Here is a 26,491-nt window from a genome sequence, read left to right on the forward strand (position 1 = left end):
TGCTTCCTTTTGTTTCCGCATCCTGTACAATACGCAGACCGCTCAGATACCGGACTGCCACATTTCGGACAATACAATACGCCACCCCCGAAAAAGGACTATTTTACTAGTTTTATTGTATAAGAGCATCGTTTATTTTACAACTTTTACCTTTACACAGTATGCGTTTATAATGAACAATGACAGATTCAACGAATCTGTGGTTTGACCAAAAGATTGACATGCATACTAATATCAGTAATATCCTATTCACCCTTTTTTCTTAACCAGCTCCAGGACACGTTTATTAAATTCATCACCAGTCATTTCGTTCCTGATAACCTTCTCCACCAATTCTTTTTGTTCGGCAGTAACGTTATTCCCTTCGAGCTCGATGCTGGTCTTTGCCTGTTCCAATGCTTTCTTTATAAACATATACCGGTTACACATCCTTTACTTATCCATCTATTTATTATATAAAATTTGTTAAAAAGGTGGGGTCTAAATGATTAACAGTAAGATAATGATAAGCATTTTTCTTTCGGTGTTCATGATCAGCGGGTGCAGCAAGGAGGGTGGAATGGAAAAGAAAGAGATTGAAAAAATGGCATCCAATGTAGCAATAGAATTTATGCTGATCAAAGAGGATATCGACCTTGTCGTTACAGATGTCCAAATAACGAACGATGATGTTGGAGTGGCTTTTGTAAACGGTTATGAAAAAAAGGACAAAACAAAAGAGTATTCAGTGATGGTCGATTATCTAAACGATTTTGAAGTTGATGGAGTTGGTTCTTCACAATAAAACAATGCGTCTTCACTTTATTTGCGAAGTGAAGTATGTCGAATTAAAGTTAATAACATATCACCTCTAAAAAGCATCACAAAAAAGAGCCAGCCTCACATTCTTTAGTGCAGTGAGGGACTGACCCTGATATTCCTTATATTCTCACTTCAAAATCATTATCAGTACTGGATGGAGTAGCCTCTTCTGTGTTTAAGCCACCTGTCCTTTAACCCCCGTTCAAATTATTCCACTTCACCCCATCAGGATTGGACCTTATGTATCCGCCGCCTGATTCGCCTGTCAGATTGACGGCGGTATTGCCGTCACCATCTCTAAAGTAGCCTTCCACGTAGGTTCCATCCTGTCTGAAGTACCCCTTTACCAGATGAGGCTCTACGGTATGGAAGTGAAAAGGATCGTAAGACATTTTAAAAGCCTGTTTTAGTGGATCTTCGTGCTGAAAGAAATCCTGAATGTTAACTAGATCTGAAACAGTGTGTCCAACAAAAGCAGGTCCTTCACTCCCTACCAGCAAAGAAGTGTTTTGAGAGTGTGAAAAATCAGCATCAAACAGGTCGGATAGAGGTGCCGGATCACCGGTTAGAAATTCGTTCATGGTATCCTCCTACGGTTTCTTTTGAGTTAGTCAGCATTTTAGAAAGATCATCGATTGCCTGAATCTCAGCATCTGTATGTTCTTTACTTTGCGTGCGGTCGTTCAGTTTCTTTTCCATCATGTACGTCATGGCATAGATTTCTTTCTGAAAAGCAACAAGGGACTGGGCCACGCATTGATCAATGGCTTCCACAACTTTTTCGGAAAGGTATGTGTATAAGTCCTGTACAAGAGCAGAGAGGTAGGCATCCATCTGCAGCTTCAGTTCGGGTTTCAGCTGCTGAAGTTTATTATCGTTAAGAGTCTTCTGCAGAAACGGAAGCCCGGCCATTCCGATCACGGGAATGAGAAAACCTCCTCCAAGAGCAAGTGCAAAGGCACTGGCTCCGCCAATCATCAGTCCTGCTTTTACATTTGCATTTCCGGCCTCAGGCACAGTCAGGTCATTCATTTGGCGGTATGTAAAGCGGCTGGCCTGATAGGATTCAATTTTGACAGACTTTGAAAAGGAACGGCTCAATCCTGCTGCCACTTCAGCTTCAAGCTTATGAAGAAGGTGGTGGATGTATTCCCCGTATTCTTCAAGCCACCTGTTCACTTGTGATTTGATATGAATCAAGAGCTGCGAATGGACAAAAGTATGAAGGTCTCCCCCTTGAAAATAATGAATACGGTCCTCCGCATCTTCTTTTAGACGGGTCTCGAAATAGGCAAGCGATTTTCGGATGAGAAAGAGAATTTCTCCCTCCCGCTCGTGAATGTATGACGTCAGGTGCGAATCCCTGTTCTCAGCCTGATTCAGCCACTGCTGTACAGCGAAAAGCTGTTCCTGAGCCTCATCCGCTGTTTTGGACGCGATTTCCCGTTCCATATCCAGCCTGTTCTGAAGAACGTTCAGTTCAAATTCAAAACGGGCCTTGTATCTGAGATTCTTTTCCTCTTCCCTGCCAGGAGACGCAAGAATGGCATGTATCGTCTCATCCACTTCTTTCATGCCGGAAGATTCATATAGCTCCTCATCCTGGCGGAGCTTTGCATCTAGACCCTCCAGAGAAGAGATAGGAATAATGACCGGAGAGTCATCGCCTGTGACCGATGTCAGCCTTCTGGAAAGGTAGGTCATGGTTTCTTCCAGCTCTTCTTCCTCCAGGCGGTCAATAAAGTTGGCAAGATAGACCACTTTTCCACTGCCGTACTTCATCACATGCTCTTTTATAAAAATCTGCTCCGTCTTCTTTAACGGATCGGTTGCAGAAAACATAAAAAAGATAATATCCGCCTTGGGAATAAACTGGTGCGTAATTTCAGCCCGGTGTTCATTCAGGTCATTCACACCGGGAGTATCAATCAGCACCACCCTGTTTTTAAGGATGTTTACCGGGATTTCTGCCTTAAGATAGCTAATATCATCTTCATGAGAATGAGATCCTGCAGAAAATGGCTGCAGCGCTGAAACGTCCAGAGTACCTGTTTCTGTCTCTCCGTTTCTTTTCACAACATGGAGCTTCCGGTCTTCTCCCCACATTAAAACATGCAGGGCCGCAGTTGTAGGGGTCACGTCGACCGGAAGCAAATTTTCACCGAGCAAAGCGTTAATAAACGTGGATTTCCCGTTCTTAAACTCTCCTACAACTACAATTGAATTATATGCTTCCAGAATATCTTTTCTTAATGTTTGAAGACCCGTCAAAGCATGCTTCCAGCGGTCTTCACCCGGATTAAAAGCATCAAGTATGTTCTGGATTTCCTGAAGAATCTTTTCCTTGGCCGTCATCTGAGAGCACCAGCCTTTTCTTTTGATGAGAAGCCTTCTCTATGATGCTGCAGATCAGTCATTATGGACTGCAGCCTTGTTTCCATCTCATTTATCTTCTGTAACCGCTCCAGAATGTCGTCTTCCTTCATATCCGAATTTTTAATCACCGTTTCAAGATGAGCCTGTTTTTTGGCAATCTCAGAAGCGATGGTCTGCTTATAAGTTTTGATGACGGCTGAAGCAGTATCTTTCCACTCCGCCTTGCATCTTGCCGTTTTTTCAGCCTGACTCACCGTGAACCGCTGATCAATCTGCCGTTTCAATTTTCCTTTTCGATCATCAAAGGCTCCAAACAGCCAGGCAACCCCGGCAGCCAGACCTGTAGCAATAAGACCAACTCCCGCAAGAATCGATCCTGCAAGGCTTTTACTGGTAAAAACAGCATCTCCCAATTCCTCCGCCGCCTCTGCCAAAAATCCTGAAAACGACTGCTGAAGGAAAAATCCTTCACTTTGTTCTTCCACCTGTATGAGGTCAGTGAATCCTTTGTTCATATCCATCCACTCTTTTTCAAGCTCAAGGCTGATGATAGCTGAAGCAGAAGCTATGGCTTCTTTCATTCTCTTTTGTCTGCCAAGGTGGATGGCTTTTTCCATTGGGGCAATGGTTCCTTCAATAAGTCCTGACAGCTGAGACACAGACAAGTGGCTATTTTCATCAAACGTGTGATGCGCAGTACGTGACAGACTTTTTAACTGGCCTCGGTACCAGTCCATCAACCCTGCTTCCTGTTTTTGAAGCTCAATCTCAAGCTTTGCCAAAGCACCTTTTGTTTTTTTGCCAAGTGACTGAATTTGCAGCTCAAGCTGATGCCCGCGTTCTTTCAGTTCATCAATATTCTGGTAAAAACTTATCTTGTCCACCTGCAGCTTTGCAAGCTGCTCTTTAATGATGCGTTCTGCCCTTGCAACCGGCTTCGAAAGCTTCACCGCACCCCGTTCATATTGAAGAAAATATGATAAATGAGTCTCGAAATCCGGTACACCAGTCTCTTCAAGAGGCCAGACCCTGACCGGTCTTCCTCTTGCAGTCAGTACTTCTCCGCCTGCCTGCCTTCTTGCATTTAAAGCCTGTTTGGCAGCAATCAGATGGATTTTCGGATGACCAAGAACTTCTCTCAAATGCTCTTGTGCGTACTTTACAACTTTCAAGCGGTCTTCCTCGGTCCGCAGCTCGTCTTTAAAATTTATCACGATAAAGACTTTTTGAATGTCACTCGCGAGCAGTCGGTCCTTTAAAAAACTCATCTCAGAAGAGGAAAGAATTTTCGTTGCAGACAGGATAAAAACAGCCGCATCCGACTGCGGAATAATCCGGTTTGTTACTTCCTCCCGTGCCGCATCAAGATCATTTGTCCCCGGCGTATCAATGATCTCCACACCATCTTTGCAAAAAGGGACCGGGTAGCCGATCTCCGCGTAGGCAATAGCCTGAATTTGCTCCGCCTGTTCTTTAAATTCCTTTTCTGACCTTTCATCCCCAAAGATAGGTTCCAAAGGGGCTGTGAGCTGTTTAAACCGTTCTTCTGATATGGTTTCCGTTTTCTTTTTCCCGTGGTAGTTCAGCTTAATCTCAGGTTCTTCACTGTAAGCGACCTTATTTAAAATCGCAGTTGTCGGCTTAACACTTGACGGAAGAATGATTTTCCCAAGAAGCGCATTGATAAACGTCGACTTCCCTCTCGAGAATTCACCTACTACGACAATCTGGAACTTATCGTCTGCTGTCTGGCGTGCAAGTTCATCTATTTTAAGAGATAAACCCTGCTGCCGGTCTTCCATAAGGACTCTTTTTAACTCTATAAGAGTTGCAAGAACATCTTTTTTCATTTTGGTGTAGTGGCTGATTTCAAACATGATTTACATCTCTCCATCTTCTATCACTTCGTCCTGGATTACTTCAGATGATAGAATATCATACAGAAGAATTTCCCTGTCCGGTGTCACTTTCATCAAATAGGATGATTCAAACTCAACGAAGCGGACAATTCCGTCGATTTGTATGTAGTTCAGCTGCCTTGTTACATCTACTCTGTAAAAATCTTGATCTACCGGAGTGACAGTATGAGGAACATAGGTGACAAGCTCCATCGTTTCTACACTCTCTTTCAGCGTCTGCATCCTTGTTTCTGCCTCTGTCACGGCTTCCCCTTCCTCGTCATACAGCGGACGGACATAAGAAAAGTCATTCACGTTATATGCATCAATGTAGGATTTCTGAAATTTGGTTATGGCCGACTTCACATTCTCCGGATTAACGAGAAGGTTATACGCTGCTTCTTTCGTGACAGTATGAGTGGTGTCCGTTTGCGAGGCATGATCAATTCGCAGGTCTAATGGACTGCCTGAGAACCCCACAGTGTACTCGCGTTCGTCTGTCACACTGATTTCTTCTTCATTCTGAGAATTCACAAGAATAAACTCTTCAGATGTGTTCACTTTGAACTGATTATCCGTTACTTTTTCAAAACTCACGATGTCTGCTGTTACGAACGAAAGAATATATCCGTCAAGCCCGTCAGCAAAAGAATGGCTGGCTATGGAGGCATCCATGCTCAAGTACTTAGAAGTGGAATCAGCATTTGTGTTGTATTCCATTTCCGCATCTTCCAAGTAGTTGCTGAAAAACGACTTTAATTCAGATTGTGTGACATTAATCAATGACTCTTCCTCTGTGTCCACAATCTCATACGAGAAAGAAACAATGGAAAGTTGTCCGTAATCATCCAGGTTCATGCTGTATGTGGCTTCTGTTTCATAAACCGTTTTCGTGTAAGCATTGCTGAATGTTTGATTCTCCTGAATGACTGCCACAAGAGCGCCAGGGTCTGACCTGTCTACAGAAAGCAGTTCGTAATCAAGGCCTTCGAGACTTTTTTCATCATCTGAAATATATTCCAAGTACGAATCCAAAGCGGTCTCAGTGCCGAAGTGCTCAGAATCAAGTCCGGAGGATCCGTTGGAGAGAACCGTTTCGTTAAGACTTCCGATAAATTCTGCAATTTGCCAGTCTTCTATTTGCTGCAGTTCTGAAACTTCTTCTTCCACTGGCTCTTCAGCAGCAAGCATCTCTTCTGTCTCTATTTCTTCTTCAAAATCATCCACACTATATTCCTCATAAACTTCGGCTTTCTCTTGTCCATATGCATCCATTACGGCCCCTGTAATAGGAATGAGAAGCAGAGCCCCAACAATAAGCATTTCTTTACGGGAACGGCGGTGCGCTTTATATTCCTTTGCAATGTCAAAAGAAAGATTTTCCGGTTCAGGGCTTTTGCCGAATATAGGATCGCCCAGTAATCCAAAGGGGGTCAACCTTTTCTCTGCCAAGGCCATGTTTGAATCAGCATTTATTGTTTTTGCATAGGCATAGGCTTGTTCAAAGTGTTCGAAATGAAAGGAAGTGCCGCTTAAAAGATGTTCATCCCGCTTTAAAACAAACCAGCCGGCATCTTCTCCAATTTCATATGCAATATCCAGAACCTCTTTGAGGAAATCAGTTACAATACATAGCTGATACACGTGTTCGTAACGTATGTCTTTTGTAACAGCTTTCATTTTGAGATAGAGCTGATTTCTTTTTTCCAGATAACGATTAATCTGCTCAGCCTGATCAGCCCTGAGAGTCCGTACACGATGCTGGAGCGACTGCAGAAAAGACGAGTTCTCCTGCTTTAAGTCAGCCCTGCCCTTCTCAACCTTCAGCTTCATCTGCAAAAGATCAGCTGCCTTCTGTTCGTAGTCCTGCGTTTTCTCCTGCAGGATAGCCATCTTTTTCCCTTTAAAGAACCTGGACTGCTTAACGAGGTTCCAGTGATTTGTTAATTCTGCTTTCATGCCGGAAACATCCTCGTATACACGGTTATACTGTTCTGCAGCCTCCCTTTGGGAAATAATAGCCGACTTTAATGATTCCCAGTTTCCCATCACATGCTTTATGACAGAGTCTGATCCTTTCATCTCCCGATATACAGATGCAAAACGCTCCATCTCTCTATCCATCTGGTCAATCCGGACGATCTTTTCTTTTTTGTCAAAAAGACCGTTTGCCGCTGACAATTGCTCTATCCAGATGGAGAGATTGGCTTGCTCTTTATCGAGCTTTCTTAAATCATTTGCACTCTTTATTATTTCAATTACAGACCGCTCAAGGCCGGCAGACTGATATTTTTTCAGTTTCGCCGTGAGATCTTTAGCCATTTCGTCAAATGCTTCGGTAATCTGGCTCAGAAGCTTGGCTTTCTTTACATCTTCTTTCCCTTTCAGCTGACTGAGGACAGATTGCAACTCGCCCCAATTACTAAGCTCAAGCAGATCCGGGTCTCCGTTCACCTGACCTTCAAGCGCTTCCAATGCGGATATACCGATTACTCGATTAAGTACTCCCTGCAGCCGTCTCGTTTTTAAGTACTCAAGATATTGATCAAGATCGTCTTGTTCTTCATCTAGCTGATCAATACCGTTTACAACTCCAACAGGTTTAATGCCTATAGAAATCAGCTGCTGAATTGATTCCATTTCACTCGACAGTCCTACATTCTTGTACCAAAATACCCAAAAAGCCTCTTCAGCCATATCCATGAACATCTCTGTTGCAGCCGTGTGGTGGTCGTGTCCGGAGTTCAGCCCCGGAGAATCAACTAAACTCATCTTTTTTAACATAGGATGGTTCAATTTCAGTTCCAGATAGTGCAGGGACTCCCTGAGCTTCCGCTGCTCCTTTTTCTCAGAAGACAGCTCCTCAAGCTGGGAAGACTGCATCACCTTCTTTGAGCCGTCTTTAAAATGTCCGACCAGTTCCTTCCGTTTTCCATACCTCAGCTTTGTTACAACCGCTGTCGCCGGTATAACGTCCGAAGTCAATATCTTTTCCCCCAGCAATGCATTAATAAAGGTGGACTTGCCTGCATTAAACTCCCCGAAGATCATGACAACCGGGGGCTCCTGCAAGTTATCCATAATTCTCTCTATTTTTACCGTAGTCTTATGTAAATCTTCTCTACCCTCTAGTAATTTATGCAGTTTATTCAGTGATGCAAGAACAGGTTTCTTCCAATCTTCATATGTCATCATTTAGTAAACCTTCCTGGTATTGTAATAGTTCTATTTTAATCAATTTGTTAGGAATAAGGAACTATTAAAAATAAAAAATAGTCGCGTAGATACATAGACCTAATACTCCATTACTCATTAGGAGGAAACTAGTAGTAAGCCTAACAGTTTAACATAATGAACACTAGATTCGTTTAAAAATGTTAGTAATATTAACCTAATGTAAAGATAATATAAAATGTTTAGTTTTATTCAAAAAAATAGTTGACGAGTTAAATATTACCAATATATGATTAAACTGGTAAATAAAGCTTAGTAGAACAGGAGGCGTAAACACCTAAAATATTTATTCGCAGAGCTCATATTCCTATTTCTTGTGATTAATCAAAATGAGGGAGGAAAAGTTTATGAAATTGACGAAAAAGTTGAATGGATTTATATTAGCAGCCGCAGTTGGCGTGTTTTCATTAGGGGGAGTTAACGCAAACGAGGTGGAGGCCTCAGAGCTTCCAATCGCGTTTCAGATTCAAGCTAAGTTAATCCAGTTCATAAAGTTGGATCCGGAATTGGATATGCTGCAACTAAAAAACGATACGATTGAGTACCTTAGAGACAACCGCATTGCTTATAGTGATGAAGTATTATTAAATCAGTTAAATGCTAGTTATGAAGAATATAGATTAGCACTTGAAGAGGCAGATGAAGGTTACGCTGCATCTGGAGGAGCACCGAAAGTATGGGTAACACTTCCTCCGGCTCATGCAGGGAAGATATTCCATTCAAAGAGTTCAACAGTAGGTGTTCAGCACGGACACGTTGGAATCTATGGAACTGAAAATAGTTTGACCCAGGCGAATCCCGGAAGAGGAGTTACATGGGATCACGCGAAGTCAACAAAGGTTCAAAAGGGCTCTGTCATCTTAGGTGTTAATGTGGGGAAAGCAACAGCTGACACAGCAGTTGCCAGATCAAAAGAGTTTTGGGGGCAAGGCTATAATTACAATTTTATATCTAACAAATCAACAAAAGTAAAAGCAGCAAACTGCTCTCAGCTGGTTTGGGCTGCATACAAGCATGCCGGAGTTGATCTTGATGCAAATGGCGGATCTGGGGTTTATCCAAATGATATTTTAAAAGATAACAACACATGGGTGTATCAGACCGTTAATTAAATGAATAAATCAATATTCACACTTATAATGTTTTCTTTACTACTATCTGCTTGTTCAAAAGCAGTCAGCTCAGAGCATACCGATACAAGTTTCTTTTTCAACATCGGCAGAAATCCGTCTACCATTCCACAAATTGCTGGAATGACAAGTGCTATGGACAAAGGAAACGTTTTTCTGCAAAAAGAGAATGGCGAAGTTACTGTCTTTCCTACCACTAACACTACTTGGGAACATCCTATTCATTATAAGAAAGATCTTTTTATTAATGAAAAAGAAGGTGCAAAAAGAATTGGGGACGACAGCGTTGTAAAATCAGCTAATCCAGCTGCCTACTACAATGCTTATCCCATCTACGGAAAGATGGCAGATGATGACTTTTTCTCCTTTTTTAATGAGGGATTTGTTGAAGACAAGAAGACAAATACGAGCATTTATTCAACAAGATTCCGAATTTTGGATGTGAAAAATAAGACTCTTGCAGAAGACAATATTTTATATAATATTTTTCTTCTAGCCGGAGATGTAACTGAGAACGGAATTTATGTGGCGGGAATAGACAGAACCGAGGAAACACAAAAGATCCTATTAGCCAGAGCAGATCTAAAGGAGAAAAAATTTATACCATTAATGGAATCAGATAATCCGGATTTCGTTAATTCCGATGTGTCTTTCTTAAGAGTTTACGATGAAAAAATCTTTCTGCTGAACCCAAACGGCACATTGCTTGAATACTCGCTGAATGGAAAACTCAATCGGGAAACCAAATTAAAGGGTGACTATACGAGCAGCTATTCATTCAACAGTCCCTATCTGGAAACAGAAACAGATTTCTTATTTATCGGTCTTACCGGTGACAGTTTGCTGGTGAATAAAAAAACCGGAGCCGTAACGGAGAAGAAAATCCCTGATCTGAAAACAGATTACAGCAAAAGTTTTCATTCGATATGTATGGAAGGAACGTTTTTATACATAATGAACGAAGAGAAAACCCACATCAGCCAATATGACATGTCTAAAGATTTCAAGAAAACCAAACAAACGTTTAAAATCGATAAAGAAATACAGGAGCATCTGCAAAACAGTGAACTTGACCTTTATAGTTTTGGCGTTATGGATTAAAAGAAAATATGAAAAGCCCGCAGCTTTATATAAACAGCTGCGGGCTTTTCAACTTCTATCTATAATCACTTACTATTCGTCTAAATTACTTAAACCCGAACCTCATCCTTCACAGCATACCCATCCGGATTCTTCTCCTGCCATCTCCATGAATCGAGGCACATCTCGTCCAGATTTTTTTCGGCTTTCCATCCAAGCTCTTTCTCGGCTTTTGTTGGATCAGCGAAGCATTCGGCGATGTCCCCTGGTCTGCGGGAGACAATGGAATAAGGGATTTTTTGGCCGGATGCTTTTTCAAAGGCGGTTACAAGCTCAAGTACGCTGTATCCTTTGCCAGTGCCGAGGTTATAAGCTTCCACACCTGTAGCTGACTGTATCTTTTCAAGTGCTTTGATATGCCCTTTTGCAAGGTCGACGACGTGAATGTAGTCTCTCACACCGGTGCCGTCCGTTGTAGGATAGTCATTGCCGAAAACCTTCAGCTCAGGCAGTTTTCCTGTGGCAACCTGCGTAATGTACGGCATCAGGTTATTCGGAATACCCTTCGGATCTTCACCGATCAGACCGCTTTTGTCCGCTCCAATTGGATTAAAGTAACGAAGGCAGGCAATGCTCCACTCGTTATTGGACACATATAGATCTCCCAGGATCTCTTCAATCATCAGCTTTGTGCGGCCGTATGGATTTGTGGCGGATAAAGGAAATCCTTCTGAAATCGGAACTTCTTCAGGAACACCGTAAACCGTTGCAGATGAACTGAAGACAAGATTATGGACACCGTGTTTTTGCATGATTTCTGTCAGAATCAGTGTTCCAGTAATGTTGTTATAGTAATAATATATAGGCTTTTCGACCGATTCCCCAACAGCTTTTAAGCCCGCAAAATGCACTACGGCTTCAATATCATTTTCTTCAAAAACGTTATCTACGCCTTCTCTGTCTAGCAAGTCAATGTCATAGACTTTAAATGTTTTGCCCGTTAGCTCTTTCACACGGTTTAACGATTCCATACTGCTGTTTGAAAAATTGTCCAAAATAATAATTTCATAGTTTGCATTAAGCAATTCAATACATGTATGGCTGCCGATATATCCGGCTCCGCCTGTTACTAGAATAGACATTAAATCATAACATCCTTTCGAAACATTCATTTTAAAAAGCAAATTCATATGAATAATAGATATAGCTCTATAAGTTTTTAAATCCAGATAAGAAAACAGTTACAAGATTTCTTAATTAATTTACCATATTCCTGCTAATATGACAAAATGCTTTAAGATTTTGTCGAACAGTTTTTGCTGGAAAGCCAGGTTGGGTGAATTTGAAAGATTCAATATATTTCCTATTAAGCTAGTAAATCATGCCTATTTTCCTGCTATAATGGTAGAGTATTCCATAATAGGAGGAAATTCATGAAACGATTAAAAACTGGATCATGTGCGATCATTTTAGGCTTGTCATTATCCATGTTCACCCACTCAACGGAAGCTGCAGGAAGTTACCCATGTTCTGTTGATCATAAAAATTTACTGGAAGTAAACGAGTTACTGACGGAAAAGGCGAAAAAATACGATATTCCCCCTGAAGTTGTGAAAGCCATCGCACTTAGAGAAAACAAAGACTGGGATCAGTCCTATACCCATGATGATAATAACGACGGAAAGCCAGATGGTTTAGGGCTCATGCAGGTAACCGATAACACGGTTAACGGGAGGACGCTGGACCGGAATCTTCTCCAAACCAATGTCTGCTACAACGTCGATGCAGGTCTGCAAATTCTGGAGAGCAAATGGCTTCAAAGCAGCTTACCTCAAATCAACACGATGGACAGAGATATTATTGAGAACTGGTACTTTGCTGTTATGGCGTACAACGGTGTAGTTTCAAAAAACAGCCCGATAGATAAAAGTGGTGCTATCAATAAAGCAGCTTATCAATATATCGTATTTGATTATATAAAAGAATTCAGTTACAACAGAGAAAAATCACTCAGCGAGCTTTCATTCAAACCCGAGTATTTCGATTACGGGGCTCATACGGGTGAAATTATCAAATTCAAGAAGCTGCAATACACCGACTACAGCAAACCTTTCACTCATTCCGGCTTGAATTTGACGCAAGATTCTCTTGCCGTTCTTTTGAAAGAAGCAAATTTTTATTCCGGAGCGGCAGGAGAGTTTTCTACTAAGATTGCTGCAAACACGCTTGTCGAAATCACAGATGGGACACATTATGTAAACGAGAAAGACTTCGGTCCTAAAAGACACTGGGTCCGCTTTAAAGTAAAGGTCCTCGATGGTCCGTTAAAAGGAAAAACCGGCTTCATCGGTTCCCCTTACCTTAAACCAATTACAGATAAACTGGCTGGAGAAACCCGCTCTTTGACTGCTGTTGCCATCTCTCAGGACGGCTGGAGGGAAGGTGCGGACACTGTCATTTTGGCTAGAGGTGATCAATTTCCAGATGCATTAGCAGGTGTGCCGTTATCCGGCAAGTATGATGCACCCATTTTATTAACATCCGCCACAAAAACAGAGCTAAATCCAGATACGAAAGCCGAAATCAAAAGATTGGGCGCAAAAAAAGTCATCATCCTGGGAAGCAACAGTGCTGTCCCAGCTCAAGCAGAGGATGAACTGAAAGACCTAGGCCTGAAAACAACAAGGATAGAAGGAAAGGACCGATACCAAACAGCAGCAAACATAGCTGACTATTTAGCTTCTGACAAGAAAACAGCGATTCTGACTACGGGAAAAGAATTCGCAGATGCATTAGCTGCAGCTCCTTACGCATCTAAGCAAGGAATACCAATCTATCTTACGAATCCCACGGAAATCTCTGCTTTAACATTAAGTCATCTTAATAAAATGGAAAAGGTCATTATCCTGGGAAGTGATGATGCTGTTGCTGACAAAATTGAGAGCTCCATTAAAGCGGATACCGTACGCATAAAAGGGGAAACCCGCTATGAAACGGCAGAACAATTTATAAAAACCTTTAACATGGGTCACCACGACGTATTTGTAGCAACAGGAAAAGACTTTCCTGACGCATTAGCAGGTGCTGCGCTTGCAGGGAAGCGAGACAGCGTTATTCTATTTACTAAAAAAGATGAGATTCCAGTTGCAACGGAGAGATTGATTCGGAACAGAGGATTCTCGCATTTTACATTTTTAGGCGATGAAGGAGTATTGAATACCGCAGAAGAAGTTGCGGGGATTGCTAAGTAAAGAGGAAAGATTCGGGCACGACCATATTTGAAGAGATAACAGCCGGTGAGTTTTTTACCGGCTTTTTTTTATAAGGAAAATAAAAATACATAGTGGTAAGAAGAATTAATGAGTTTATTTCTTCCTTGTCCTTAAAGGCTATTTAACTTAAAAAGAAGCACGAGAACCGTCCCGGTGCTTCCAATGCTTGCACTAAGAAACCTTTTTTGTATATCTACATTTCGGAAAAGTACTACACCCATAAAAAGCCCCGTACTTCCCTTTCTTCATAGACAACTCACCACCACATTTTGGACAGAGATTGTGTTGACTGACTTCTTTTTCTTTTCGCACCTTTTCTTTACGGTTACTTTTTATATCTGCTACATGCTTTTTCTTAACCTGCTTCTTCTGTCTATTATCTGTAATGATTAGACCTTCAAGAGCTCTATTGATTTCTTTTAACTCAGAAGAATTGACCCTTTGAACATTCCACTCCTTGATAACTTTTATTAATTGCGGAAATTGGATAACCCTAGCTGATGTAAAATCTTCTTTAAATTTTAAAGTAGAGGATTGAGAGAAGGCAATAATAGAATATATAAACTCAAAGTCTTCTTTAGCTATGTATTTTTTGATTGCTTGTACATGACCATAATTTTGCCAGATTGGATTGAACAATTTTTCTTTTCGTTTATAGATTGTCTGTGTCCAATATCTCTGATTTTCTTTACCAAATATCCATCCTTGATAATGCTTCGTTTCAATTACAAAGATTCCGTATGGTGAAGTAACTATATGGTCCACCTGAGTAGTTCCACCTTCCCCGTTAGGGACATAAAGATCATGGTAAATTTTATAATTCGTGCCTAGTTTACTTAATGTTTTATTAACATACCATTCACCTAAGGCACCTTTAATTACTGGATACCGAAGTTTCAACATAACAATTCCAGCTACAAGTAAGAGAGCAAATACAGCGGGTTCTAAGAAAAAGACTATAGGTAAGAGAATGATGATGGCTAGTATTATAGTTATCTCTTTTTTCATGCTAAACACTCCTTCCTGATTTTTATTTTTGACCATTCACCTTCATAATTTTACCATTAAGTTTAGTAGGTTTTGTATTTAAGCAATTAATTTTGTAGAAATGTTTCCATAGAAAAGAGCCCACCACCATCGAGGTAACGGTGCACACGCTAGAATAAACTTAACAGTTTTTGCTTAATTTGATTTTACACTGTTTTTTTACATCCTATTAACATAAAAATAAGCACGAGAACCGTCTCGGTGCTTCCCTCCCCTCTTCCTTTCAAAACAAAAAAAATGACCCACCTCCTTGAATTGAGATGAGCCTAATTAGTCGTTTTTCTTCTATTATTCAATTTACGATAAACAATTTTTGGGAGCATTAGAACCGTCCCGGTGCTTCCGAATCCTCTAAACGAGGCTATTAGTATTTCTACCTGAGCATAAAGAAGGTGCAATCTGTTTGGCGGATTGTGTTAATCCTCTAAACGAGGCTATTAGTATTTCTACTAAAAAACCTCGTGTGACAATGGTACTGGATAGAGTGGATGTGTTAATCCTCTAAACGAGGCTATTAGTATTTCTACTGCACCCCTATCTTACCCCTTGTGCCACAAGGGTTTCAAGACCTATTTTTGCACACCTATTTAATCAGAGAAAGTCAAACAGTGACGAAATTAAATTCCGAATATTCACAACTTTAATTTACCCCAATATCCTTCACATTACTTACATTATCATTTTTTCGACCTTATGCACGGTCCCCCCTTTTTTCGGATCAATTTAGACCGTGCAAGTTTTGCAGCTGCTTCATCTTCTCTAGGTCGGTAGTTAAATTCTGTACCTACAACTATTTTATTTGATTAGTAACTTTCAGAAGCTCATAAATCCTCAATGAATCATTGAGTGTTACCCACTTTCTTGGCACCAAAATTTATTTATGAACAGCTTTCTTAATTAAGTATGCCTCAAACACGCTTCTCACACAAATACTAAGTGCATCAGATTTTAGACAATAAATTAGTCAAATTTGGGACAAATAACACCGTCGATCTCCGGACAGTTTAGACTTGTATTAACAGTAATCCTTCTAGAAAATTTCCTTTTTAACAAGTCCATCAGATGTAAAAAGAAGCATGAGAACCGTCCCGGCGCTTCCTGTAACTATTTCCCTTTAATTAATCATTAAATAGCGGGCCAAGCATATATTGGTTAGTGAAAATTTCCTAATAAGAAGGAGGTAATTTGAATTTGGAAAATTTCTATCGCTTTAGAAACATGAGTTTTGACAAACAATTATTTGCAGTAATTTTAGGGTTATTCATCATAGTTGTATTACTCTCACAACAGTTTTCTTCCTTAAACGTACTATCTGAACCATTTTTAATCATACTTGGTTGTCTATTCGTTTGGATAAATGTTAGTCATGAGAACTCAATCAGAAGGTTAATCGGTATATGCATAATTACTTTTTTAGTATCATTAACTTTATTAAAATGGGTTCCTTTTTCACATGCTATAGCTGAATTTATTATTTATCCTATGGGAGCTTTGTTTCTCTTGGAATTTACACGTGTTGCAAAAAAGGATAAAAAGGCCTCATTCCTGTGGCTACTAATCGTTCCCTTGATTCTCGGATCAGCTGCTGAGCAATTTCTGAGTAATACAGAGTGGTGGATTCCATTTCTCTCATTTCCTATCGCCTGGCTATATATGGCTCTTTACGCTAATGCCACGACTTTTAAAAGTACAATGAAATACGTAGGAGCATTTTTGACTGTATTACTTGTGGGTATATATATATCAGTCGATATATTAGCTTTAGATTTTGTTACTCAAATGTTTGAAAATGAGGAGATTACACAAGTATTTGCACATAAAGATACTGTACCTTTTGTCCATTTAGCTGTTACAGCCTTCTTCATTCCATTTCTAGTCACTTGCTTAATATGTTACCTGATTGCAAATAATCGAGAGAAGAAATTAATTGATGCCTAGGAAAATTTATGAATTTCCTAATTGAAAACTCCCACATTAAGCAGCGGGACGCTTCTCCCGCTCCCTTCCCCCTAAAGCCTTAAACACCAAATTAGGCGAAATCCCCAATATCCTTGCAGCCTGTCTCTGGGACAACCCGCTGATTGTTTTAACTTTTCGCAGAATTTCATTTCTTTGTTCTCTTTGCAGACTTTTCACATGCGGGATCTCCATGTTCCCGAGACATTTTATGATTTCCGCTCTTGCCTCGTCATCCGGCAGCCTTTTTCTGCTGGCGTCTTCATCTTCCAGGCACTGATCGTTATTTTTCTGTTCGTTGAATTCTTTAAATCGTATCCGGGCTGTAGACAGATCTTTAGAAAACATGTTTAGTACGAAGTAAGAATCAAGGAGCTCCTACGGGTATGCAGGCAAGCCATCATAGCCGGAACAGCTGCTCCATTTCCACTCTGAGGGGAAACGGACTATTCCTGCCTTAACAGGGTTTTGGTGGATGTATCTTGTGGCAGTAAGGAGGTAGTGACTGTTTTCAATGTTTTCGCTCTTAAAACGGTCCTGGAAGAGGTGCCCGCTCGTTCTGTATTTCCAGTTGTAGTATTTAGCGTAGCTGATGCCTAAACGTTTCATCACGAGCGAAACGCTTTCACTTCCTTCTTGGAGAATAATTCCTTTTTGTTGCTTAGTTGTTTTAAAATAGAAATGTAGGGAGTGTGACCAAATGAATCTTATTATTATCAATACTAACAAATCTACGAATAAGCGCTATGAATTGGAAATGCTAGAAGAACAAAAGTGTTCAGCTTATCGCGCCACTAAAAATGAAATCACGCAAATACGAAAAGGAGATATCGTCCTATTGTATAGTAATGATCGAGGGATCATTGCAAGTGGAAAGGCCGATGGAAACTTAAAGATGAAGCCGGACAACGGAGAAGAGAACGCTGAGTACTATATGGGACTAAATGAATTTTATGAGTACATTAGCGATATTTCTTATGGAAAAATCCTTTCTATTATTAAGAAAGCGGATCCCTCCTTTGCCAGACCATTTAACCAAACGTTATTAAAATTCCCATTGCCAAACTCCGCAGAAATTTGGCATGAAGTGAACAAGTATGTTTAGAAATACATAAAGGCAGGAGGAATTCCTGCCTTTCTTCAATGCATTACTTAATCTAATAAAAAAGCGAGCTCTTTTAATTCCCCCAGAACCATCACCCGGATATAAATCCGCCGATTTTATGTCTACTAGCGGAAGATCAACTGCTACAGATCTCTTTATTCCCAGGAAGCAGCGGGTGCAGCAAGGAGGGGGGATTGGAAAAGAAAGAGATTGAAAACTGGCATCCAATTTGGCAAAGAATATATTCTGTTCGAAGAGGATATCAACCTAGTCGTTACGGACGTCCAAATAACTAACGATGATGTTGGTGTGGCTTTTGTAAACGGGTATGAAAAAAATGATAAAACAGAAGAGTATTCTGTCATGATTAATTATCACAATGACTTTGAAGTTGAGGGTTATGGAAATGCAAAAGGAAACTAACCCTCCCAAAACAGGCTGAGCCTGTTTTTTTCTTGCTGAAAACAGAATTCTCCTTTAATTCGTCGAGAAGTTTATGAATATCAGAAAAGCGAAACTTTCATTATCTCCTTTATAACCATTTTATTGAATGTTAACGGAACATGAAAATCTTCCAAACGCATCAAAAAAAGCGCCCCAAAAGTTCAGTTTACTTTTGGAGCGCCTTTATCATTTATCACTGATAATTAATCGTTTTGCTCTTCACTGTGCTTTGCTTTACCTTCCGTTATCGGAGATGGCATATTATTACCATCTGCTGACCCTTGAACACCGTTGTTTACAGCCCCATTTCCATTAGACGTATCTACATTTACACCATCCCATTGAGTTACAAAAGGTTGCTTCTCCTTCAACTTTGAGCAGTAAACTCGTCAATTTTTTTAGGACGGATTTCACCGGTAAATTTCGGACAGTTTAGACTGGTATTAACAGATAATGCAAAAAGAAACACGAGAACCGTCCCGGCGCTTCCCAATCCTCTAAGCGAGGTTTTAATATTTCTACGAGGAAGCAAAAGAGATTCAAGCTGTACAAAACGTACATGTGTTAATCCTCTATGCGAGGCTATTAGTATTTCTACAACCACAACGCGTTCCACATTGTGCAAGAACTCGGTATGTGTTAATCCTCTAAACGAGGCTATTAGTGTTTCTACGGTATACCGGAGCTGCTTAGCAAGGTTAACTTTAAATTGTGTTAATCCTCTACACGAGGCTATTAGTATTTCTACTGCACCCCTATCTTACCCCTTGTGCCACAAGGGTTTCAAGACCTATTTTTACACGCCTATTTAATCAGAGAAGGTCAAATACCGACAAAATTTAATTCTGAATATTCACAACTTTGTTTTACTTCAATATACTTCTTATTACTTTCAATATCTTTTTTCAGCCTCATACACGCTCCCCCCCTTTTTTCAGACCGATTTGGACCGTGCAAGGTTTGCAGCTGCTTTAGAAACTTTTTGAAAGCTCATAAATCCTCAATGAATCATTGAGTGCTACACACTCCTTGGCACCAGAGATCGTTTCTTGAACATCTTCCTTAAATAAGTATCCCTCAAACACGCTTCTCACACAAACACCACGCATTTCAGATTTCAGACAGTAAACTCGTCAAATTTAGGACGAATAACACCGTCAATCTCCGGACAGTTTAGACTTGTATTCACAGTAATCCTTCTAAAGAATTTCCTCTTTAACAAGTCCATCAGATGTAAAAAGAAGCATGAGAACCGTCCCGGTGCTTCCCAAAGAATATGCTGTTCGAAGAGGATATCAACCTAGTCGTTACGGACGTCCAAATAACTAACGATGATGTTGGTGTGGCTTTTGTAAACGGATATGAAAAAAATGATAAAACAGAAGAGTATTCTGTGATGATCAATTATCTCAATGACTTTGAAGTTGAGGGTTATGGAGATGCAAAAGAAAACTAACCCTCCCAAAACAGGCTGAGCCTGTTTTTTTTCTTGCTGAAACCATAATTCTCCTTTAATTCGTCGTCGAGAAGTTTATGAATTATCATGAAAACGAAACTTTCATTATCTCCTTTATAACGATTTTATTGAATGTTAACGAAACATGAAAATCTTCCAAACGCATCAAAAAAAGCGCCCCAAAAGTTCAGTTTACTTTTGCAGCGCCTTTATCATTTATCACTGATAATTAATTGTTTCCTCTTCCCTGCGCTTTAACGTCCGCTGACCCTTCAACATCGTAGTTAACTGCCCCATTTCCATTAGACGTATCTACATTTACACCGTCCCATTGAGTTACAAAAGGCTGCTTCTCCTTCAACTTTGAGCAGTAAATTCGTCAATTTCCGGACAGATTATACCGTCAATTTCCGGATAGTTTAGACTGGTATTAACAGATATAATGCAAAAAGAAGCACGAGAACCGTCCAGGTGCTTCCGGTGAAGCAAAAGAAGCAATTAAATCTGCCACCATTTGTTAATCCTCTAAACGAGGCTATTGGTATTTCAACTACTAAAAAGGCGGGATTTAAGATGGAGGAAAAAAATGTGTTAATCCTCTAAACGAGGCTATTAGTATTTCTACTGCAACCCTATCTTACCCCTTGTGCCACAAGGGTTTCAAGACCTAATTTTGCACACCTATTTAATCAGAGAAGGTCAACCACCGAAAGAATTTAATTCTGGATATTCACAACTTTAATTTACCCGATATCCTTGACATTACTTACATTATCTTTTTTTCGGCCTTATGCACGGTCCCCCTTTTTTCGGATCAATTTAGACCGTGCAAGGTTTGCAGCTGCTTTAGGAACTTTTAGAAAGCTCATAAATCCTCAATGAGTAATTGAGTGCCACCCACTCCTTGGCACCAGAGATCGTTTCTTGAACATCACCCTATATTAAGTATGTCTAAACACGCTTCTCACACAAACACCACGCATTTCAGATTTCAGACAGTAAACTCGTCAAATTAGGGACAAATAACACTTATCTCCGGACAGTTTAGAGTTGTATTCACAGTAATCCTTCTAAAGAATTTCCTCTTTAACAAGTCCATCAGATGTAAAAAGAAGCATGAGAACCATCCCGATGCTTCAAGAGTGCGCCAATGCTGGTCAAACCAAACAGCCGGCATTAAGCCAGCTGCATTTTAAGATATTGGAAATTTCAGACCGCTAAAATCAGGGGAAAATAGACCGCTGTTGACAAATCATATTTTGAGATTCCGGGAAGCATTAGAACCGTCCCGGCGCTTCCAAAGAGTGCGCCAATGCTGGTCAAACAAAAAAGCCGGCTAAGCCAGCTGCATTTTAAGATATTGGAAATTTCAAACCATTAAAATCAAGGGAAAATAGACCAGGTTGACAAATCATGGAAAATATGTTAATCCTCTAAACGAGGCTATTGGTATTTCTACTTAGGGAGGTAACTGAGCAGGATATCAGTGATATGATGGTGTGTTAATCCTCTAAACGAGGCTATTGGTATTTCTACATTGTTCGATCGCACAGAAAAACCTGAAAAGTGGATGTGTTAATCCTCTAAACGAGGCTATTGGTATTTCTACTGCACCCCTATCTTACCCCTTGTGCCACAAGGGTTTCAAGACCTATTTTTGCACACCTATTTAATCAGAGAAGGTCAAACACTGACGAAATTAAATTCTTAATATTCACAACTTTAATTTACCCCAATATCCTTCACATTACTTACATTATCATTTTTTCAGCCTTATACACGGTCCCCCCTTTTTTCAGACCGATTTGGACCGCGCAAGGTTTGCAGCTGCTTTAGGAACTTTTAAAAAGCTCATAAATCCTCGATGAATCATTGAGTGCTACCCACTCCTTGGCACCAAAGATTATTCTTAAACATCATCCTTAATTAAGTATGTCTCAAACACGCTTCTCACACAAACACCACGCACTTCAGATTTCAGACAGTAAACTCGTCAAATTAGAGACAAATAACACCGTCGATCTCCGGACAGTTTAGACTTGTTCACAGTAATCCTTCTAGAGAATTTCCACTTTAAAAAGTCCATCAATGTAAAAAGAAGCATGAGAACCATCCCGATGCTTCAATAGTGCGCCAATGCTGGTCAAACCAAAAACGCCGGCATTAAGCCAGCTGCATTTTAAGATATTGGAAATTTCAGACCGCTAAAATCAGGGGAAAATAGACCGCTGTTTACAAATCATATTTTGAGATTCTGGGAAGCATTAGAACCTCCCCAGCGCTTCCGGTGCTTCAAGCCAGCTGCATTTAAAGCAATATGCTTCCTTAATCCTCTAAGCGAGATTTTTGGTATTTCTACAAGGAAGTTGATTAAGATGACAAGTTTTGATTCTGTGAAGTGTTAATCCTCTAAGCGAGGCTATTAGTATTTCTACATTGTATCTGTTAGGAATTATGGCAGGTACTACAAAAAGTGTTAATCCTCTAAACGAGGCTATTAGTATTTCTACCCTTCTGATTCCGAGGATATGCTTACAAAGTATAAAAGTGTTAATCCTCTAAGCGAGGCTATTAGTATTTCTACTGCACCCCTATCTTACCCCTTGTGCCACAAGGGTTTCAAGACCTATTTTTGCACGCCTATTTAATCAGAGAAGGTCAAACACTGACGGAATTTAATTCTGAATATTCACAACTTTAATTTACTTCAATATACTTCTTATTACTTTCAATATCTTTTTCTCAGCCTCATACACGGTCCCCCCTTTTTCAGACCAATTTGGACCGTGCAAGGTTTGCAGCTGCTTTAGGAATTTTTTGAAAGCTCATAAATCCTCAATGAATCATTGAATGCTACACACTCCTTGGCACCAGAGATTGTTTCTTGAACATCTTCCTTAATTAAGTATCCCTCAAACACGCTTCTACACAAACACCACCCACTTCAGATTTCAGACAGTGTTTGAAGAAGCACGAGAACCCTCCCGGTGCTTCCACGTCAGCTCTTCCGATACTTATCGTCAATGATCTTATACCTTTCATGGATAATCTTATCCCACTCAGTTTTCTTATAGTTAAGCCCTTTGAGTCTTTCGTTGATCCAAGCAGGATTATATTCCCTGAAATATAATGATTTAGCCCATTCCTTCATGTGCTTATGCTCTGGATGCTTCACATTTCCATAAGCTTCAAGAAATTCATAGAACCCATGCATCCCGCCTACATCTTCAGGGGGTGCTGTCTCTTCTCCATCTAGAAGTGTCGGAAAACCAAAATAGTAATCATCGACAATTTGCTCAAGCTTTACAATGAAATGCCAATCATCACCAAAATCATAGGCATATCGAATTTCCCTATACTTCTCCAGGTAATCATCGATTTTCAAACCAGTAGGTTTACGTACTTCAATCTTCAATCTTTCCTGATAGTTCTTTTCAAATTCCAGCATTTCAAGCTGTACCGATTTTAATCGTTCTTCATACATGGCTTTATTTTTCTTATAATGCTGATGCTCAAGGTAAGCTTCTTCATTATCTGTGACAATTTTATTATCCTCAGCCAGGTCAAATTCAAAGAGGTGATAACCTTCATTAGGGTAGCCACTCTGAAAATTGGTCACGTTCTGGATGATATCATGAAGCCTTTTATATGTCGCTCCTGCTGGCATGATGACTTTTCTCCATATTAAGGGATTGGACTCTTCTAATTCTATTCGGACAATGTATGATTTCAATTTGAATCAATCTCCTTTTATTAAAAGCAAAAGCGCTGGACGGTTCTGCTGCTTCTTCATTAGAAATATAGTAGCACGGATACTGTCCCGATGCTTCCTCATTTTAATATGAAAGTCTTTGCTTCTATAGTTCGCAAATTCTGCTCAAACCAAAAAGCCGGCATTAAGCCAGCTGCATTTTAAGATATAGGAAATTTCAGACCGCTAAAATCAAGGGAAAATAGGCCGCTGTTGACAAATCATGTTTTGTAATTTTGGGAAGCATCAAGACTGCCACGCGCTTCCCTTTTAATCCTCTATGCGAGGCTATTTTTTTTCGAGGCTATTGGTATTTCTACTAAAAACAACCAAGGAAATTCTAGTAACTAAATATGTGTTAATCCTCTAAACGAGGCTATTAGTATTTCTACTAAAACAAACCAAGAATAGGAGCGATCTTATGAATATTGTGTTAATCCTCTAAACGAGGCTATTAGTATTTCTACCGAAGCTCAACTGGAAGCCATCCAAAACTCGACATTTTGTGTTAATCCTCTAAACGAGGCTATTAGTATTTCTACACCTGCTTTACACAGCGATGCTATGGAATTCTCAATTGTGTTAATCCTCTAAACGAGGCTATTAGTATTTCTACTTTAATTGAGGCGTGATAAACGAAAAAATATATAAAGTGTTAATCCTCTAAACGAGGCTATTAGTATTTCTACTGCACTCCTATCTTACCCCTTATGCCACAAGGGTTTCAAAACCTATTTTTCCACGCCTATTTATTCAGAGAAGGTCAAACACTGAGTAAATTTGGTTCGGAATATTCACAACTTCATTTTACTTCAATATTCTCTTTAAAACTTACGTTATCATTTTTTCAGCCTTATGCACGGTCCCCCTTTTTCTTAGACCGATTTGGACCGTGCAAGGTTTGCAGCTGCTTTATATAATTACATCTTCTGTAGGTTGGCAGTTAAATACTGTACCGACAACTATTTTATTTGAGTGCTACCCACTCCTTGTCACCAGAAGTCATTTCTAGAACTTCTTTCTTAATTAAGTATCCCAAAGAGAACCCGGTCTTTTACACATGCTAAAACTTAGGCCCTTTCGATAGTTCTGCATTGAGTCTGTTGCGTATTTCTTTTTCGGCTTGTCCGATTTCCCGATAAGCAGACTCCAAGTGTAATACTTTCATTGAATATTGATAGTTATAGTCCTCTAATTCAGACAAGAACGCTTCTCTGCCCTCTCCTGACTTCCAGGAATAGACTTCCTCCAAAAGATTCTTGATGATTGACTGTTCTGCTTTTACGCTGTCCAAGAACGAGTTAAAGGACGACTTAAGTTCAATTAGATCACGATGTTCTTTTAATAGATTTTCAGCTGAGCTATTTATCATGTAATTTATCCGCCTCTACATATGCAATTGCAGATGTTTTCAAGTTATGCTTAATCTCTAAGGTTTTTTGGGAAAACCATACATTGAACTGCTGAGAAGCATTGATAACTTCTTCAACCACGTATTCGGTTTTCTTTATGTTATCCAACATATTAGCCGTTCTTTTCATATCCTGGCATAAGTCATCAACACGATTGATGTATGCATCCAATCGTTCCGAAGCATCTTCAAGGTCCCTAGGAGTTATCTCTATACTTGCAATTGAATCAGAATAAAATCTTGGAGATTTCCAGCTTGTTTCACCACTTACTACATTGGTAATAGTGGAATTGTTTATATTTCCGTATTCATCGAACGTGTAATGATCAAGTGCATGATAATTTTTTCCGGATATGGATTCTAAAAAGCGGGAAAAAGGATTTATCTCTGCATTTTCATATTCAAAAAGGGTGCCAATATAATACGTGGAACCAATATGTCTCTCATATTCTTTGAATGCGCCGGCACTAATTGAGTCCCTCGGGTTCACGTAATTTACGATTTGTTTATCGAATTTCCCTTTTTCAACCTCTTTTTGCAGTTCTTTTGATAGTAATCCAACTACACTGGGTGAATTAAACGTTACAGCTGATACATTACATACTGCAGCTGCATACGACGCAAGCGCACCTCCCAATGAATGTCCGGTTAATGAGATATTGGCATTTGGGTACTTCTCTTTTACAGCATTTACAAGGTTCTCCGCCTGTATGAATTGATTTTTTTTCTGAAAGTTAACATTCACTTTACTTCCCGCTGTATGAATATCTAGTCCAAACTTGTTGACTTTATCTTTAGCAACAACAAATTGAACATCTACGACAATATCTTTGAAGCCATCTCCAAACAGTTGATCCCCTTCTGTCCCGCGAAAGGAAATGACGATATCTTCATTGTTTTTATACACAACAGCATTAAAACCTGTATCTTCATCGTTAAGCAAAAACTCTTCTTCACCAGTTCTTGTCCAAGTCTGCTTACTGTCTTGAAACTTAATATTAAAATTTGGAAGCAGCTTGTCATTATATGCGTAGCGGCTCAAGCGATGGTACAGCTGATCGCGCACAGGGCTTAGAGCAGACATCTTTCTAATCACACCTCTATTTAACAGAATATGTTATAATTTCATTATATAAAATTTGCTATTAGGTTGGGGCTCAAATGATTAAAAAAAAGATTTTTATAAGCTTTTTGTTTATGGTGACTATTATCAGCGGCTGCGGCAAGGAGGGTGGAATGGAAAAGAAAGAGATCAAAAAAATGGCATCCAATGTGGCTAAAGAATATATGCTGGTCGAAGAGGATATCGACCTAGTCGTAACGGATGTCCAAATAACAAACGATGATGTTGGTGTGGCTTTTGTAAACGGGTATGAAAAAAATGATAAAACAGAAGAATATTCTGTGATGATTAATTATCTCAATGACTTTGAAGTTGAGGGTTATGGAGATGCAAAGGAAAACTAATCCTTCTTTATTTCATCTGGTTGTTTTGGAAGGTGCGTTTTGGTAGAGGTGATACAGGCGCCC

20 protein-coding genes and 1 CRISPR repeat array are annotated in these 26,491 nt (G+C 39.8%); of the genes, 9 read left to right on the forward strand and 11 right to left on the reverse strand.

Annotated elements, in window-relative coordinates:
• Positions 1-249: 249 nt before the first annotated feature.
• The gene (locus tag AZ46_RS22010; RefSeq protein ID WP_161781220.1) at positions 250-414 is read right to left on the reverse strand and encodes an antitoxin VbhA family protein; all 165 of its coding nucleotides are present in this window, start codon (positions 412-414) and stop codon (positions 250-252) included.
• Positions 415-484: 70 nt separating this feature from the next.
• Here AZ46_RS22010 and AZ46_RS17045 point away from each other — a divergent pair, with 70 nt between their 5' ends.
• On the forward strand, positions 485-784 hold the full coding sequence (locus tag AZ46_RS17045) for a hypothetical protein (protein WP_029284840.1): 300 nt from the start codon (positions 485-487) through the stop codon (positions 782-784).
• Between the two features lie 208 nt (positions 785-992).
• On the opposite strand, the gene AZ46_RS21075 is transcribed toward AZ46_RS17045, so the two are convergent.
• From AZ46_RS21075 to AZ46_RS17065, 4 genes are read right to left on the reverse strand one after another with little or no spacing between them, the layout of a single operon-like run.
• Positions 993-1,382 carry a DUF3892 domain-containing protein gene (locus tag AZ46_RS21075; protein WP_051865657.1) on the reverse strand — a complete coding sequence of 130 codons (390 nt, stop codon included), beginning with the start codon at positions 1,380-1,382 and terminating at the stop codon, positions 993-995.
• A complete protein-coding gene (locus AZ46_RS17055) occupies positions 1,360-3,156 on the reverse strand; it encodes a dynamin family protein (RefSeq protein WP_029284843.1) in 1,797 nt (598 codons plus the stop codon). Before AZ46_RS17055 ends, AZ46_RS21075 begins: the two co-directional genes overlap by 23 nt.
• Entirely contained in the window at positions 3,153-5,054 is a 1,902-nt protein-coding gene (locus AZ46_RS17060; protein ID WP_029284845.1) for a dynamin family protein, read from the reverse strand. The genes AZ46_RS17055 and AZ46_RS17060 overlap by 4 nt, the downstream gene beginning before the upstream one ends.
• Positions 5,055-5,057: 3 nt before the next feature.
• Positions 5,058-8,270 (reverse strand): dynamin family protein, encoded by a 3,213-nt coding sequence (locus AZ46_RS17065; RefSeq protein ID WP_029284847.1) that lies wholly within the window; start codon positions 8,268-8,270, stop codon positions 5,058-5,060.
• Positions 8,271-8,656: 386 nt separating this feature from the next.
• Between AZ46_RS17065 and AZ46_RS17070 the strand changes: the two genes are divergently transcribed.
• Both AZ46_RS17070 and AZ46_RS17075 read left to right on the forward strand, forming a co-directional pair.
• Positions 8,657-9,421: a hypothetical protein gene (locus AZ46_RS17070; RefSeq protein WP_029284849.1), complete on the forward strand. Its 765-nt coding sequence runs from the start codon at positions 8,657-8,659 to the stop codon at positions 9,419-9,421.
• Positions 9,422-10,540 carry a hypothetical protein gene (locus AZ46_RS17075; protein WP_161781221.1) on the forward strand — a complete coding sequence of 373 codons (1,119 nt, stop codon included), beginning with the start codon at positions 9,422-9,424 and terminating at the stop codon, positions 10,538-10,540.
• Between the two features lie 89 nt (positions 10,541-10,629).
• On the opposite strand, the gene galE is transcribed toward AZ46_RS17075, so the two are convergent.
• The gene (gene galE / locus AZ46_RS17080; protein WP_029284851.1) at positions 10,630-11,661 is read right to left on the reverse strand and encodes a UDP-glucose 4-epimerase GalE; all 1,032 of its coding nucleotides are present in this window, start codon (positions 11,659-11,661) and stop codon (positions 10,630-10,632) included.
• 291 nt (positions 11,662-11,952) lie between these two features.
• Here galE and AZ46_RS21080 point away from each other — a divergent pair, with 291 nt between their 5' ends.
• Positions 11,953-13,770 carry a cell wall-binding repeat-containing protein gene (locus AZ46_RS21080; protein WP_051865660.1) on the forward strand — a complete coding sequence of 606 codons (1,818 nt, stop codon included), beginning with the start codon at positions 11,953-11,955 and terminating at the stop codon, positions 13,768-13,770.
• Positions 13,771-13,962: 192 nt separating this feature from the next.
• Here the strand turns inward: AZ46_RS21080 and AZ46_RS17090 are convergent, their stop codons facing one another.
• On the reverse strand, positions 13,963-14,799 hold the full coding sequence (locus tag AZ46_RS17090; RefSeq protein ID WP_029284854.1) for an NERD domain-containing protein: 837 nt from the start codon (positions 14,797-14,799) through the stop codon (positions 13,963-13,965).
• A gap of 1,230 nt (positions 14,800-16,029) precedes the next feature.
• Between AZ46_RS17090 and AZ46_RS17095 the strand changes: the two genes are divergently transcribed.
• A complete protein-coding gene (locus AZ46_RS17095; protein WP_029284856.1) occupies positions 16,030-16,776 on the forward strand; it encodes a hypothetical protein in 747 nt (248 codons plus the stop codon).
• A gap of 396 nt (positions 16,777-17,172) precedes the next feature.
• Here AZ46_RS17095 and AZ46_RS21090 read toward each other — a convergent pair whose 3' ends face one another.
• The gene (locus AZ46_RS21090; protein ID WP_152554768.1) at positions 17,173-17,406 is read right to left on the reverse strand and encodes a hypothetical protein; all 234 of its coding nucleotides are present in this window, start codon (positions 17,404-17,406) and stop codon (positions 17,173-17,175) included.
• A gap of 88 nt (positions 17,407-17,494) precedes the next feature.
• Between AZ46_RS21090 and AZ46_RS17105 the strand changes: the two genes are divergently transcribed.
• The 3 genes from AZ46_RS17105 to AZ46_RS17115 all read left to right on the forward strand — a co-directional run bounded on the left by AZ46_RS17105 (position 17,495) and on the right by AZ46_RS17115 (position 19,799).
• Entirely contained in the window at positions 17,495-17,899 is a 405-nt protein-coding gene (locus AZ46_RS17105; RefSeq protein ID WP_029284858.1) for a hypothetical protein, read from the forward strand.
• 210 nt (positions 17,900-18,109) lie between these two features.
• Complete coding sequence (locus AZ46_RS17110; RefSeq protein WP_029284860.1) at positions 18,110-18,322, forward strand: hypothetical protein; 213 nt, start codon at positions 18,110-18,112, stop codon at positions 18,320-18,322.
• Positions 18,323-19,619: 1,297 nt separating this feature from the next.
• Positions 19,620-19,799 carry a hypothetical protein gene (locus tag AZ46_RS17115; protein WP_029284862.1) on the forward strand — a complete coding sequence of 60 codons (180 nt, stop codon included), beginning with the start codon at positions 19,620-19,622 and terminating at the stop codon, positions 19,797-19,799.
• A gap of 2,998 nt (positions 19,800-22,797) precedes the next feature.
• Here AZ46_RS17115 and AZ46_RS17120 read toward each other — a convergent pair.
• The 3 genes from AZ46_RS17120 to AZ46_RS17130 form a co-directional block, all read right to left on the reverse strand.
• The gene (locus AZ46_RS17120; RefSeq protein WP_029284864.1) at positions 22,798-23,532 is read right to left on the reverse strand and encodes a plasmid pRiA4b ORF-3 family protein; all 735 of its coding nucleotides are present in this window, start codon (positions 23,530-23,532) and stop codon (positions 22,798-22,800) included.
• 371 nt (positions 23,533-23,903) lie between these two features.
• A CRISPR array of direct repeats spans positions 23,904-24,239; the repeat unit is 39 nt; unit sequence TTGTGTTAATCCTCTAAACGAGGCTATTAGTATTTCTAC.
• Between the two features lie 374 nt (positions 24,240-24,613).
• Positions 24,614-24,922 carry a hypothetical protein gene (locus tag AZ46_RS17125; protein WP_029284865.1) on the reverse strand — a complete coding sequence of 103 codons (309 nt, stop codon included), beginning with the start codon at positions 24,920-24,922 and terminating at the stop codon, positions 24,614-24,616.
• Positions 24,912-26,045 (reverse strand): lipase family protein, encoded by a 1,134-nt coding sequence (locus tag AZ46_RS17130; RefSeq protein WP_029284867.1) that lies wholly within the window; start codon positions 26,043-26,045, stop codon positions 24,912-24,914. The genes AZ46_RS17125 and AZ46_RS17130 overlap by 11 nt, the downstream gene beginning before the upstream one ends.
• A gap of 77 nt (positions 26,046-26,122) precedes the next feature.
• On the opposite strand from AZ46_RS17130, the gene AZ46_RS17135 reads away from it, so the two are divergent.
• Positions 26,123-26,428 carry a hypothetical protein gene (locus tag AZ46_RS17135; RefSeq protein WP_051865667.1) on the forward strand — a complete coding sequence of 102 codons (306 nt, stop codon included), beginning with the start codon at positions 26,123-26,125 and terminating at the stop codon, positions 26,426-26,428.
• Positions 26,429-26,491: the final 63 nt, after the last annotated feature.

The organism is Metabacillus indicus LMG 22858, from assembly GCF_000708755.2.
GTDB lineage: Bacteria > Bacillota > Bacilli > Bacillales > Bacillaceae > Bacillus_P > Bacillus_P indicus.

What these genes read in the sequence shown, in the direction of transcription:
- AZ46_RS17045 (WP_029284840.1), top strand. Translation starts at nt 485, where the DNA reads ATGATTAACAGTAAGATAATGATAAGCATTTTTCTTTCGGTGTTCATG.
- AZ46_RS21075 (WP_051865657.1), bottom strand. Translation starts at nt 1,382, where the DNA reads ATGAACGAATTTCTAACCGGTGATCCGGCACCTCTATCCGACCTGTTT.
- AZ46_RS17125 (WP_029284865.1), bottom strand. Translation starts at nt 24,922, where the DNA reads ATGATAAATAGCTCAGCTGAAAATCTATTAAAAGAACATCGTGATCTA.
- AZ46_RS17075 (WP_161781221.1), top strand. Translation starts at nt 9,422, where the DNA reads ATGAATAAATCAATATTCACACTTATAATGTTTTCTTTACTACTATCT.
- AZ46_RS17055 (WP_029284843.1), bottom strand. Translation starts at nt 3,156, where the DNA reads ATGACGGCCAAGGAAAAGATTCTTCAGGAAATCCAGAACATACTTGAT.
- AZ46_RS17060 (WP_029284845.1), bottom strand. Translation starts at nt 5,054, where the DNA reads ATGTTTGAAATCAGCCACTACACCAAAATGAAAAAAGATGTTCTTGCA.
- galE (WP_029284851.1), bottom strand. Translation starts at nt 11,661, where the DNA reads ATGTCTATTCTAGTAACAGGCGGAGCCGGATATATCGGCAGCCATACA.
- AZ46_RS17135 (WP_051865667.1), top strand. Translation starts at nt 26,123, where the DNA reads ATGATTAAAAAAAAGATTTTTATAAGCTTTTTGTTTATGGTGACTATT.
- AZ46_RS21080 (WP_051865660.1), top strand. Translation starts at nt 11,953, where the DNA reads ATGAAACGATTAAAAACTGGATCATGTGCGATCATTTTAGGCTTGTCA.
- AZ46_RS17115 (WP_029284862.1), top strand. Translation starts at nt 19,620, where the DNA reads ATGCTGTTCGAAGAGGATATCAACCTAGTCGTTACGGACGTCCAAATA.
- AZ46_RS22010 (WP_161781220.1), bottom strand. Translation starts at nt 414, where the DNA reads ATGTTTATAAAGAAAGCATTGGAACAGGCAAAGACCAGCATCGAGCTC.
- AZ46_RS17090 (WP_029284854.1), bottom strand. Translation starts at nt 14,799, where the DNA reads ATGAAAAAAGAGATAACTATAATACTAGCCATCATCATTCTCTTACCT.
- AZ46_RS17130 (WP_029284867.1), bottom strand. Translation starts at nt 26,045, where the DNA reads ATGTCTGCTCTAAGCCCTGTGCGCGATCAGCTGTACCATCGCTTGAGC.
- AZ46_RS17065 (WP_029284847.1), bottom strand. Translation starts at nt 8,270, where the DNA reads ATGATGACATATGAAGATTGGAAGAAACCTGTTCTTGCATCACTGAAT.
- AZ46_RS17105 (WP_029284858.1), top strand. Translation starts at nt 17,495, where the DNA reads ATGAATCTTATTATTATCAATACTAACAAATCTACGAATAAGCGCTAT.
- AZ46_RS17070 (WP_029284849.1), top strand. Translation starts at nt 8,657, where the DNA reads ATGAAATTGACGAAAAAGTTGAATGGATTTATATTAGCAGCCGCAGTT.